The sequence below is a fragment of the Paraburkholderia sediminicola genome, from assembly GCF_046026855.1.
GTDB classification, from domain to species: domain Bacteria; phylum Pseudomonadota; class Gammaproteobacteria; order Burkholderiales; family Burkholderiaceae; genus Paraburkholderia; species Paraburkholderia sediminicola_A.
Window position 1 is genome coordinate 89,349 of record NZ_JAQQET010000015.1, and the last position, 12,084, is coordinate 101,432.

The 12,084-nt window shown below is 61.8% G+C and carries 12 protein-coding genes; 6 read left to right on the top strand and 6 right to left on the bottom strand.

Going from position 1 to position 12,084, the window contains the following annotated elements; genetic code table 11:
• Window positions 1–8: 8 nt before the first annotated feature.
• The 5 genes from PQR40_RS18155 (at window position 9) to PQR40_RS18175 (ending at window position 4,911) form a co-directional block, all read left to right on the top strand.
• Window positions 9–803 carry an ABC transporter permease gene (locus PQR40_RS18155; RefSeq protein WP_120344644.1) on the top strand — a complete coding sequence of 265 codons (795 nt, stop codon included), beginning with the start codon at window positions 9–11 and terminating at the stop codon, window positions 801–803.
• Window positions 803–1,231, top strand: a complete 429-nt coding sequence (locus PQR40_RS18160) for a (2Fe-2S)-binding protein (protein ID WP_408228180.1) — start codon at window positions 803–805, stop codon at window positions 1,229–1,231. Before PQR40_RS18155 ends, PQR40_RS18160 begins: the two co-directional genes overlap by 1 nt.
• Window positions 1,228–2,661, top strand: a complete 1,434-nt coding sequence (locus tag PQR40_RS18165) for an FAD/NAD(P)-dependent oxidoreductase (RefSeq protein WP_408483965.1) — start codon at window positions 1,228–1,230, stop codon at window positions 2,659–2,661. The genes PQR40_RS18160 and PQR40_RS18165 overlap by 4 nt, the downstream gene beginning before the upstream one ends.
• On the top strand, window positions 2,654–3,781 hold the full coding sequence (locus tag PQR40_RS18170) for an NAD(P)/FAD-dependent oxidoreductase (RefSeq protein WP_408387879.1): 1,128 nt from the start codon (window positions 2,654–2,656) through the stop codon (window positions 3,779–3,781). Before PQR40_RS18165 ends, PQR40_RS18170 begins: the two co-directional genes overlap by 8 nt.
• 83 nt (window positions 3,782–3,864) lie before the next feature.
• On the top strand, window positions 3,865–4,911 hold the full coding sequence (locus tag PQR40_RS18175; RefSeq protein WP_408387881.1) for an ABC transporter substrate-binding protein: 1,047 nt from the start codon (window positions 3,865–3,867) through the stop codon (window positions 4,909–4,911).
• Here the strand turns inward: PQR40_RS18175 and PQR40_RS18180 are convergent, their stop codons facing one another.
• The 5 genes from PQR40_RS18180 to PQR40_RS18200 all read right to left on the bottom strand — a co-directional run bounded on the left by PQR40_RS18180 (window position 4,912) and on the right by PQR40_RS18200 (window position 9,156).
• Window positions 4,912–5,211: a hypothetical protein gene (locus tag PQR40_RS18180; protein ID WP_408228192.1), complete on the bottom strand. Its 300-nt coding sequence runs from the start codon at window positions 5,209–5,211 to the stop codon at window positions 4,912–4,914. It lies immediately after the preceding gene.
• 58 nt (window positions 5,212–5,269) lie between these two features.
• Window positions 5,270–6,205: a 2-dehydropantoate 2-reductase gene (gene panE / locus PQR40_RS18185; protein WP_408509514.1), complete on the bottom strand. Its 936-nt coding sequence runs from the start codon at window positions 6,203–6,205 to the stop codon at window positions 5,270–5,272.
• Window positions 6,206–6,494: 289 nt separating this feature from the next.
• Window positions 6,495–7,472: a nucleoside hydrolase gene (locus PQR40_RS18190; RefSeq protein ID WP_408228198.1), complete on the bottom strand. Its 978-nt coding sequence runs from the start codon at window positions 7,470–7,472 to the stop codon at window positions 6,495–6,497.
• Window positions 7,469–7,858 (bottom strand): cytidine deaminase, encoded by a 390-nt coding sequence (locus PQR40_RS18195; RefSeq protein WP_408337208.1) that lies wholly within the window; start codon window positions 7,856–7,858, stop codon window positions 7,469–7,471. The genes PQR40_RS18190 and PQR40_RS18195 overlap by 4 nt, the downstream gene beginning before the upstream one ends.
• A gap of 20 nt (window positions 7,859–7,878) precedes the next feature.
• The gene (locus tag PQR40_RS18200) at window positions 7,879–9,156 is read right to left on the bottom strand and encodes a NupC/NupG family nucleoside CNT transporter (RefSeq protein WP_408337206.1); all 1,278 of its coding nucleotides are present in this window, start codon (window positions 9,154–9,156) and stop codon (window positions 7,879–7,881) included.
• Window positions 9,157–9,412: 256 nt separating this feature from the next.
• Here PQR40_RS18200 and gltS point away from each other — a divergent pair, with 256 nt between their 5' ends.
• The gene (gene gltS, locus PQR40_RS18205; RefSeq protein WP_408387885.1) at window positions 9,413–10,651 is read left to right on the top strand and encodes a sodium/glutamate symporter; all 1,239 of its coding nucleotides are present in this window, start codon (window positions 9,413–9,415) and stop codon (window positions 10,649–10,651) included.
• On the opposite strand, the gene PQR40_RS18210 is transcribed toward gltS, so the two are convergent.
• Entirely contained in the window at window positions 10,617–12,083 is a 1,467-nt protein-coding gene (locus tag PQR40_RS18210) for an efflux transporter outer membrane subunit (RefSeq protein WP_408387887.1), read from the bottom strand. The genes gltS and PQR40_RS18210 overlap by 35 nt on opposite strands.
• Window position 12,084: the final 1 nt, after the last annotated feature.

The window sequence follows — 12,084 nt, forward strand, 5'->3', positions numbered from 1 at the left end:
AGATCATCATGAGAAAAAACGGCCCTATTGCGCTGATTTTCCACACACTCGTTATTGCGTTCGTGCTCGCGCCGCTCGTGATCGTGGTGCTGGTCGCCTTCACGCCCGACGAAACGCTCACACTGCCCACACACGGTGTATCGCTGCGCTGGTTCCGCGCGATCCTCGATTACCCTGACTTCATCTCGGCGTTCTTCAACAGCCTGAAGCTGGCGTTCGCCTCTGCAACGCTGTCTTTGATCGTCGCTTTGCCTGCCGCGTTGGCCATCGGTCGTGCACGCTTTCCGGGCCGCGGCTTCCTCAACGGTTTGCTGCTTTCGCCGTTGGTGATTCCCGGCCTCGTGCTCGGCATCGCACTGCTGCGCTTCTTCGCGTTGATCGGCGCAACGGGCTCGTTCGCATGGCTCGTGCTCGCGCACATGATCATCATCACGCCGTTCGTCATGCGGCTCGTGCTGGCCTCGGTCAGCGGGCTGGACCGCAGCGTCGAACATGCGGCGCACTCGCTCGGCGCGGATGCATGGACCACGTTTCGTCGCATCACCTTCCCGATGATTCTGCCGGGCATTACCGGCGGCTGGCTGCTTGCTTTCATCAATAGCTTCGACGAACTGACGATGTCGATCTTCGTCACCTCGCCGCAAACCGTCACGCTGCCGGTACGCATGTATATGTACGCGACCGAATCGATCGATCCGATGATGGCGTCCGTCTCCGCGCTGGTGATCTTCATCACCGCAGGCGCAATGCTGCTGCTCGATCGCGTGTATGGGCTCAACCGGATTCTGATCGGCCAGCACTGATGTCTTCTACTGCCCTCCCTCACACGCCGTCGAATTTACCGTCTTCCGAACCCGCCGCGCCGAAGCGTGATGCGCAATTCGTTCGCCTCGCGGAAACGCAGCGTGAACCGCTCAGTTTTTTTATCGACGGTTACGAAGTCCCCGCCTTGCAAGGCGACACGTTGCTGACTGCCGTATTAATGCAGCAACGGCGCGTGCGCGAAAGCGAATTCAGCGGCGCGCCGCGTGCCGGCTTCTGCCTGATCGGTGCCTGCCAGGACTGCTGGATGCGTACCGAAGACGGGTTGCGTGTGCGCGCGTGCTCGACGCTTGTGACGCAAGGCATGCGCGTGATCACGCGGCTCGCCAAAGTTGCCTCGGTCGCTGTCGTTACTTCTGACTCCGACTCTGCTGCCTCAACCTCGGCTGCAAACGGAGACCTGCAATGAGCAACGAACACCGCGTGGTGATCGTCGGTGCGGGACCGGCTGGCGTGCGCGCCGCCGAAACACTCGTGGCGGCAGGCGTCAGGCCCATCGTGCTGGATGAAAACGCCCGCTGGGGTGGACAGATTTATCGTCAACCGCCCGCGAGCGGCGCATTCCAGCGTTCGAAGAAAACGCTCTACGGCTTCGAAGCGCACAAAGCCGACGCGTTGCATACGACGATGGCCGCGCTTCTTTCACACCTCGACTATCGCCCCGACACGCTGGCTTGGGCGTGTGAACCTGGCCGGCTCGATACGCTGCACGCGGGGCGCGAAATCGGCGTGCCGTTTTCGCATCTGATCATCGCGAGCGGCGCCACCGATCGCGTGTTGCCGGTGCCAGGCTGGACGTTACCCGGCGTCTACACGCTAGGCGGCGCGCAGGTCGCTTTGAAGGCGCAGGGCTGTGCAATCGGTCAGCGCGTGGTACTGGCCGGCACTGGGCCGCTACTCTATCTCGTGGCCTATCAGTACGTGAAAGCCGGCGCACAGGTGGTGGCGGTACTCGACACGAGTCCGCTGTCGCAGCAGATAGCCGCTGCGCCGAAACTCGCACGCCAACCGGCTACGTTCGCCAAAGGGCTCTATTACGTCGGCTGGCTGAAATTGCGCGGCGTGCGGATCGAACGCGATGCGATCCTGATCGGCATTCGTGGCGAACAAGGCGTGAGTGCCATTGAATGGCGTTCTTCAGCCGAAGGCTCGAAAACCGAAACCATCGCGTGTGACGCCGTCGGCATCAGTTTCGGCCTGAAACCTGAAACCCAGCTCGCCGATCTCGCCGGGTGCCGCTTTCATTTCGATGCCCACAATCGTTGCTGGCTACCCGAACTCGACGCCGCCGGCCGCAGCTCGGTGAGCGGCATCTACCTGGCGGGCGACGGTGCGGGCATAGCCGGCGCCGACGCCGCCGAACTCGCCGGCCGCCGCACGGCGTTGGCGCTACTCGACGACCTCGGTATCGCGCACCCACATGGCCCCGGCATGCGCGATGCGGCTTCCCTCGACCGCAGCCTGCAACGTATCGCCGTATTTCGCCAAGGTATCGAAGCAGCATTCGCGCCGCCGGCAAAATGCGCGGCGCAATGGCCCGACGACATGACCGTGTGCCGCTGCGAGGAAGTCGACGCGGGCACCTTGCGGCGCTGCATCCGCGGTGGCGAAGCGAACGAGATCAATCGCCTGAAAGCGCTGACGCGTGTCGGTATGGGCCGTTGCCAGGGGCGCATGTGTGGCGAAGCCGCATTGACGCTGCTTGCGGAAGAAACCGGCAAACCCCTCGACGCCGTAGGCCGCTTGCGCAGCCAGCCGCCTGTCAAACCGATTCCGCTATCGCCCGCGATGGTTGCCGACGGTGTCGTCAACATTCCCGAGGAGGCGCGAGATGAGTGACACGCTGCACTACGACGTCGCGATTGCGGGCGGCGGGTTGGTCGGTTCATCGGCAGCGTTGGCGCTGGCCCGGCGCGGCGTGCGCGTGGGCCTGTTCGAGCGGCGCTATTGCGGCGCGCAGGCAAGCGGTGTGAATTACGGTGGCGTGCGCGTTCAGGGACGGCCGGCTGAACAGATGCCGCTTGCCATGCGTGCACGGCGCATCTGGGATCGCTTGCCGGAGCTGATCGGCATCGACGGTGAGTTCATCGTGTCGGGACATTTACGGCTCGCCCGCAGCGAAGCCGATATTGCTGCGCTCGAAGCATGGGCGGACATGGCGCGCGGCCAGGGATTGCAAGCGCAGTTGATCAGCGGCGCCACGTTCCGGCAACGCTATCCGTGGCTGGGCGCTGCAGCGGTCGGCGGCTCGCTTTGTGCGACCGACGGTCACGCGAATCCGCGTCTGGTCTCACCGGCGTTCGCACGTGCCGCGCGAGCCGCAGGCGCGGACGTGCACGAGCAGACCGAGTTGACCGAAATCCATCATGATGGCACGCGCTTCCAGCTACGGGCCGGCGACACGCGCATCAGCGCCGACTGGCTGATCAATTCCGCGGGCGCATGGGCGAATACGGTCGCCGGTTACTTCGGCGAAACCGCGCCGATGAAACCGATCTACCCGAACATGTGGGTCACCGAGCCGCTTCCGCTTTTCATCACGCACAACCTCGGCGTGTACGGCGGCGGCATTTACGCGCGGCAAGTGGCGCGCGGCAATTGCGTGATCGGCGGCGGACGGGGACACGGCGACGGCGAATACGGTCAACCGTCGACGGAAACCACTCGCACCGTGATGCGCGATGCGTGCGCCCTGCTGCCCGCGTTGCGCGAGGCACTGCTGATCCGCACATGGAGCGGCGTGGAAGGCGAAACCCCGGACAGCAATCCGATCATCGGTGCGAGCCGCACGACGCCGCGTCTGCTGCACGCGTTCGGCTTTTCGGGCGGCGGCTTTCTGCTGGCGCCAGGTGTCGGCGAAATACTCGCGGATCTCGTGATCGACGGCGCCACCACCACACCGCTCGACGCTTTTTCGATCAATCGCTTCGCTGCCGTTGCTGCACCATCCGTCGCCTAGTTACCCGCTCGTTATCGCTTATTGCTTTGTGTGTCGCCCAGTCATCGCCTCGTTATCGTTTAGTGAAACTCAGGAGCCTCTCAATGAAACTGTTCAAGACGATCGCGGCGCTGGCCGCATTATGCGCATTCGGTGCAGCCGCGCCGGCATGGTCGGAGACCAAGACCATTTATATCGGCATGAACGGCGGTCCGATGGAAAAAGCCTATACCAGCCAGGTCTTGCCCGATTTCGAAAAAACCAACAACGTAAAAGTGGTTGTGGTGCCCGGCACTTCGTCGGACATTCTCGCCAAGCTGCTGGCCAACAAGGCCAATCCGCAAATCCACGTGGTGTTTCTTGACGACGGTGTGATGGCGCGCGCGGTCAGCATGGGCGTGTGCAAAAAGCTCGACGACTCGCCGGTGCTCAAGGAACTCTATCCGTTCGCGCGCATGAAGGACGACATGGGCGCGGGTGTGCAACTCGGTATGACCGGCATTGCCTACAACAAGAAGCTGTTCGCTGAAAAAGGCTGGGCGCCGCCGACTTCGTGGATGGACTTTGCCGATCCGAAGTACAAGGGCAAAGTGGTGTTTCAGTCCGCGTCGAGCAGCACCTTCGGCCTGCATGGCTTTCTGGCAATCAACCGTTTGATGGGCGGCAGCGAGCAGAACGTCGAACCGGGCTTCACGAAATGGGCCACGACGGTTGGCCCGAACGTGGTGGAGTACGTGCCGAACTCCGCAAAGATTTCCGAAATGGTCCAGACCGGCGAAGCGGGCCTGTTCCCGCTGACGCCGACTGCCGTAAGCGATCTGCAGGACAAGGGCATTCCGGTCGGTTACGTGAGTCCGAAGGAAGGTCCGGTGTTGCTGCTGGTCGATCTGTGCGTGGTCAACAACAACCCCGATCCGCAATTGGCGCAGAAACTCGCGCAGTTCCTGCTTTCCGCACCGGCTCAGACTAAAGCCGCCGAGGCCGGCAAGCAGATTCCGACCAACCGTCTCGCGAAGATGACGCCGCCGATGCAGCAGAGCCTCGGCAACGTCGACGATCTGGTGAAGAAGGTGACCGTGGTGGACTGGGACACGATCAATGCGCACCGCGCGCAGTGGGATACGCGCTGGAACAGGCAGATCGAGCGTTAATCAGAAAATCACCGAAATCGCCACCCCGAGCCAGATCGACAGGACGCCGACAAGAAACATGTGCCGTGCAATACGGACACGGGAATCGCTGGTGTCCGGCTCGACCGGGCTGGTCGCCATCCACGGCACGAGGCCGAGGCAACCGAAGCCGATCATTGCAAACATGAAGACAAAGACGTCGGAGACATGCCATTTCGTCTGATCGTACAAGCCCCAGTAGCCGAGAAAGACGATACCAATCGAGAAGATCGTTGCCGAGGCCGCGCTGAGCGCGGGTACGGATCCGGTTGGACTCGGCATGCGGCACCTCCGATCTTTGGACTGCTGTGGCTATCCGCGTCGCCGGACGCTCCGTCATTCAGGACGTACGGGTCTGCCTCGCCTCATACGTCTTCAGATGACTATAGGCGATACGCAGCAATGACAAGCCGTGCTCGCCCTTCTGCGCATCGCCGCCGCGCGAAATCAGATCGCCGAGGATGTGATCTGCCTCGGTATGCGAGTGGTTTTCGACGTCGCGCAGCATCGAAGCCGTAAGCGGTGAAGGCGTAAAAAGCGTTTGGGTAGCGCGAGCGTCGAAATCCGGGCCCATGGTAAAGCCGTTGTGCTCGGCGACCCCACGGCACTCGCCGAGCAGATTTTCGATAATGCGTTTGCCATCCGGCGCAGCCAGAATATCGCCGACCGAGCCGCGCATCAAGCACGTACCGGCCGCCAATGTGGCCAGGAACACCCACTTTTCCCACATGCGCAGCAGGATGTTGTCGCTGATCACCGCATCGAAATTCGCCTCTGCCATGGCGTCTGCGATCGCCTGGACGCGCTCCGAGGTGCCGCCGTCCAGTTCACCGAAAGTGATGGCATGCGTTTCGTTCAGATGCATGATGTGCTGCTCGGGGCTGAGCGTCGCGGCGATCACACATTGACCGCCCAGTACGCGTGACGCACCAAATTTTTCCTTGAGCACGTCGATATGGCGCATGCCGTTGAGCATCGGCAGAATCAACGTCGATTCGCCGACCAGCGGTGCGAACGAATCGATCGCGTCGTCGAGACTGTAGGCCTTGCAACTGAGCAGCACCAGGTCGAACGGCTCCGCGCCAACGCCAGCGAGAATCGTCTTGACGTCGCGCAACGTGAGATTGCCACGCGCGCTGTTGATGATAAGACCGTCACGTTCGAGCTTTTCCGCACGGCCGGGGCGTACCAGGAAGGTCACGTCCTGGCCCGCCGCTGCGAGACGTCCACCGAAATAGCCGCCCACAGCGCCCGCCCCTACTACTAAAATTCGCATCTTTGGCCTCTTGATAGATTTGGGTCACATACGCCGGGTCGATAAGCAAAGGCTTCAAGGACCGCATAAGCAGCACGTCTGCAGAAATGTAGCAAAGATTGACGATGCGCATCGGCCACAATGCCGGGCCGGTTTGCTGCAACGCACCGCGAGTGCATTGTTTCCGCGTTGTTCTTACATCAGATCAATCTGCGGGCCGCCAGCCGTCCACCACGCGCCTCAGCCTGCGTAACAGAAAGCACGGCGACGAGGCCCGCTGAACAAGTCGCGGTGGCATTGCACAATTACCCTATAGCGTGCCGCAGATGGTGCGTTCATAAAGCGCAAGCATTCCGGGCACATCCACGTCAATGCAGACTGTGCATTCGGGCCGGTTGTCCCAGTCCGGCGCGGGCACCGGCATCGTAGAAGGCTTCTGGATAGTTTGACCCACCGCGATGCCGTCCGTCAGCACACGTACGGGACCGCTGCGAGTCGTATAAAGATGCGGCGCCAACACGTAAGTGACCGCCGACGAGTCGTGTACGTAAATGCCCTTGAGTTGCGCGCTTTGCTCGTGAAAGGCCTCGTAGTGCCGCGAAACGTCCCACACGAACTGCCCTGCTGCACCGCCGCGATCGCGAAGCGACGCCAGATAGTCCTGGCTCATGATGGTGCGCTGCGTGACGTCGAGCCCGACGATCGCAACCGGCCACGGTGCGCCGAGCACAATGTCCGCGGCGTCAGGGTCGCCCAGAATATTCGCCTCCGCGGCGGGGGTCACGTTGCCGAGCACGCCGGCTGTGCCGAACGCGCCACCCATGATGACCACCTGCTTGACGAGCGAGGCGATCTGCGGATCCTCGGCGAGTGCCAATGCCAGGTTCGTGAGCGGGCCCACGGCGATCAGCGTGACTTCGCCCGGATACGCACGCACTGTGTCGATGACGAAGCGGTGCGCGGAACGTGCGTCGAGCGCGGCCTCAAGACCGGCTTCAGACCCGGCTTCGATCGCGATGTTGCCAAGGCCGTTGTCGCCGTGAATCCAGGCGAGCGGCTCAGGCGCTGCGCGCTTGAGCGGTGCGGCCGCGCCCTGCGCGACCGGCACGCCCGGCGCGAACCGTCCTGCCAGGAAACGCGCATTGCGCGTGGTGGTTTCGATCGTGGCATTGCCGAATACGCTCGTCAAACCGAGCAATTCGATGTCCGGATGCCGCGCCTGAAAAACGAGCGCCATTGCATCGTCCACACCAGGATCGGTGTCGTAGATAACCTTGTGCCTGCTCATAGATAAAATGCGTCCGGCAATTGTTCGCGCGCAGTAGTGTCGCGCGTAGCGCCATGCAGATTGCCGAGGCGGATCGGCAATTCCGGGCCACCCAGTTCGATGATCACCTGACGGCACGCGCCACATGGGGCGATCGGGCCATCCGTATCGCCAATCACGGCAAGCGCGGCGAACTGGTCGCGCTGATAGCCCGCGGCAATGGCGCTGAAAAAGGCCGTACGCTCAGCGCAATTGCACAGTCCGTACGATGCATTCTCGACGTTGCAGCCGTCGAACACTTTGCCATCTTTGGTCAGCAGCGCGGCGCCGACCTTGAATTTCGAATAAGGCGCATAAGCCTTTTCTCGCGCGACACCCGCGCGTTCCAGCAGTTGTTCCAAGTTCATGCAACGATCCTCGATTCAATTCAATTCAGCGTCAGGAAGATGCCCGCAATCGTGGCGCTCATCAGGTTCGAGAGCGTCGCGGCGAGCACGACACGCAGGCCGTAGCGCGCGACTTCGGCGCGGCGTTCCGGCGCGACGGCGCTAAAGCCGCCCGTCAGCACCGCGATCGACGCGAAGTTCGCGAAGCCGCACAACGCAAACGACAGAATAGCAATGGTACGCGGATCGAGTGCCTGCAGGCCGGCCGCGCTCACGCTTGCGGCGTCTTTCAGATACGGCGACAGCGACGCATAAGCAACGAATTCATTCAGAATGACCTTCTGCCCGAGAAAATTGCCGGCGATTGCGGCCTCGTTCCATGGCACGCCGATCAGATACGCGAGCGGTGCGAAGACCGTGCCGAGCACCGATTGCATCGACAGTTGCGGATGGCCGAACCAGCCGCCTATGCCGCCCACAATGCCGTTGAGCAACGCGATCAGGCCGACGAACGCAATCAGCATCGCGCCGACCATCACGGCGATTTTCAGACCCACTGTCGCGCCTGAACTCGCGGCTTCAATCACATTCGTGGGACGCTTCTCGTCGAAGCTGAGGTTCTCGAGATGCACGCGGCTCGGTTCGGTAGTCGGGTGAATGATCTTGGCGAACAGCAAGCCGCCTGGCACCGCCATGAACGACGCAGCCAGCAGATAGTCAACCCGCACACCGAGGCCCGCATAACCGGCCAGCACCGAACCGGCAATCGCCGCCATGCCGCTCGACATCACCGCAAACAGTTCGGCGCCAGTCATGTCGCGGACGAACGGCTTGACCACGGCAGGCATTTCGCTTTGACCCAGGAAGATCGTGGTAACGGCCGAGAAAGATTCCAGCTTCGAAACACCGAGCAGTTTCTGGAACAGCGTGCCGAGCACGATCACAATCCAGCGCATCACGCCGATGTAGTACATCACGGAAATCAGCGCGGTAACGAAGATGATGGCCGGCAGCACCCGCACGGCGAAAACGAAACCACCGTCACCGAAGACCTGGAACATCTTCGATTGCACGAGGCCACCGAACAGAAACTCGATGCCCGCATTGCCATAGCCGAGGACGTGATTGACGCCGGACGCCGCAGCCGCGAGGACCGTCTTGCCGAACGGCACGAAGAGAATGAAGGCCCCGATACCGATCTGCGCAAGGAGTGCCGCAATTACAGTCCGTAAGCGGATGGCGCGCCGGTTGGTCGAAAAGATGAAAGCGATCAGCAGCAGTACGGCAATGCCGAGGAAGTTTCGTGCGATCAGTGCCATGTCTCTTGGTGTTCTCGTGAAAGTGGCAATGATGCTAATCGAAACCGATGCTGGAGAAAACTTTAAATATGGTCTTGCTTCGATACCGACAGCTAAGCGGTCCGCGACAATCCCGGCTTGCGGCGGCCGTTGTTGGATCAACTCCGTTCAGGTACCCTCACGCTATAGGCGTTTCTCGCTCGCTCCCTGGCCGCTCCGCACGCCGTCAGACGCCTCGTAACGCTGTGACCATCACTCATGCTCAACGAGGTGGCCTATGAACGTCGGTATCTATGGAACACTCGTCACGGCTTCACTGGTTCTGCTGCTAGGAAACAGGCTGGTCGGGTGGATCCCTCTGCTGCGCAGCTATACGATTCCCGAACCCGTTGCCGGCGGACTCCTGGTGGCAATCGTCCTATTGATCCTGCGCATGACGAGCCAGATCGAAGTACGCTTCGACACAGCACTGCAAACGCCACTGATGCTCGCGTTCTTCGCGACTATCGGCCTCAACGCCAACCTCGCCAGCCTCAAGTCAGGCGGGCCGCTCCTGCTGCGCTTCCTCGGGCTCGTGATCGGCCTGCTGATACTGCAAAATGCAGTAGGCATCGCTCTCACTTATGTACTGGGCATCGATCCGCTATACGGTTTGCTGGTCGGTTCGATCACATTGTCCGGCGGTCATGGCACCGGTGCGGCATGGAGCAAGGTGTTCGCCGAACACCACGGGCTTCAGTCCGCCACGGAGGCAGCGATCGCCTGCGCGACTTTCGGCCTTGTGATGGGCGGCATTCTCGGCGGCCCGGTGGCTCGCATGCTGATGCGGCAAGTCGTTAGCAAAGACGTCGCGCCGGCCGGGCGCCCCGCAGGGAGCAACGGCGAAAGCCAGAACAATAGCCCCGCCGAACCACCGCTCGCCTTCGAAGAACCGAAGGCGGAGCAAGCCACCACACCCGCCGCCTTCATCGAGACGCTGGCGCTGATTGCGATCAGCCTCGCGGCCGGCGACGCGCTCTCAAAGGTATTGGCCGGCACGGCGATCGAGCTGCCGACTTTTGTCTGCGTGCTATTCGTCGGCGTGGTACTGAGCAATGCACTCGGGCTCGCGGGCAAGCCCGTTATCGATCACGCGGTCGCCCTGCTCGGCAACGTGAGCCTCGCGCTGTTCCTTGCCATGGCGCTAATGACGCTTAAACTCTGGGATCTCGCCTCGCTCGCACTGCCCGTCGTTTCTCTTCTCGTCGCGCAGACCATTTTGATGGCGCTCTATGCGATCTTCGTCACGTTCCGCGTGATGGGCCGCAACTACGACGCTGTCGTGCTCGCCTCCGGTCATTGCGGCTTCGGACTCGGCGCCACGCCCACCGCCATTGCGAATATGCAAGCTGTCACGGCCCGTTTCGGGCATTCTCATCTCGCCTTTCTGGTGGTGCCGATGGTGGGCGCGTTCTTTATCGACATTGCCAATGCGATCGTCATCAAGGGTTTTCTGGCTTTGCCGATCTTTCATTAGCCGATACGGCCGCGACCGTCTCAGGAACATCCCAGCCGCCGCCCAGCGAGCGGTACAACGCCACCGCCGCGAGCGCATGCTCGCGTTTGGCCTGATTCAACGACTCCGCGTCGCGCAGGTACGCCTCCTGCGCGGCGAGCACATCGAGAAAATCCGTCGCGCCGCCCTTGTAGAGTTCACTCGACAGATGCAGCGCATGGTTCGACGCATCGAGCGCGCCGCCCAGACGTTGCACCTGCACCGCACCCGTCACCAGATCGCTGCGGTTATCCTCGATTTCCTTTAGCGCCTGCAGCATGGTCTGCTGCAGGCCGAGTTGCGACTCGCGCATCCGGCTCTCACTCGCGTCGATGTTCGCGGTGATGCGGCCGGCATTGAAGATCGGACTCGTTGCATTTAATGCGGCGCTGAAGAGGTTATCGGTCAGCGTCGGCAAGCCGAGGTAGGACGAGGCCAGCAACCCGTCCGCGAGATTGAGCCTGAACTGCGGGTAACGCTGCGCTTTTGACACGCCCACTTCTGCCGCGCGCTGCTCGACCGTCGCGTAGGCATTGCGCACGTCGGGCCGCTGCAACAGCGCGTCGGACGGCAGTGTCTGCGGCACGCTTTGCGCGGGCACAGGAATGTCGCGTGCGTTATGTGGATCAGCTGGCAGCACGCCGTCGACGCTCTCCGGTGTGCGTCCCGAATACACTGCAATCAGACTCAATTGATGCTGGACGGTCGACTGCATGCGCGGAATCTGCGCCTGCAAATCCTCTAACTGGTTCTGCGCACGCGCCACGTCGAGTTGCGTCGACAGGCCGTAATGCAAACGTTCCTGCGTAAGTTTCAAGGCGCGGGCGCGGATCTGTTCGTTGTCGCTGAGAATCTGCAATTGCGATTGTGCCCAGCGCAGATCGATATACGCCGCCGCCGTGTTCGCGGCGAGTGCCAGACGCAGTTGATTCAAGGCCGCCTGACGACCTGACACTTGTGCTTGTGCTGCCAGAACAGCGAGACGTTCACCGCCAAAAACGTCTGGCGTCCAGCTCGCCGTCACGCCGACACCGGCCTGACGCACATAGCCGAGTGGCGGCGGCGTGTTCTGCCGGGAGTCCGATGCGGTAGCGCTGGCGTTCAGTTCCGGCAGCAATGCCGCGCGATTTTGCGTCGCGAGATCCTGGGCCTGCTTGACGCGTTCCGCCGCAGCCTGTACGTCGAGATTGCCCGTCAGCACCGACTCGACCAGTTGATGCATGACGGGGTCGCCGAATTGCGCCCACCACGTATCGGCGCTAACGCTGTCTTGCGGCGCATCGACATTCCATGCGGTCGGCGCGACGGTTTGAACCGTATGCTGCAGATCCGCATGTGTTTCAGGTTGCACGGCGCATGCCACGAGCGTCAGCAGCGCCGCGCTCGCCAGTACTTTGATAACGATTGGTTTCATG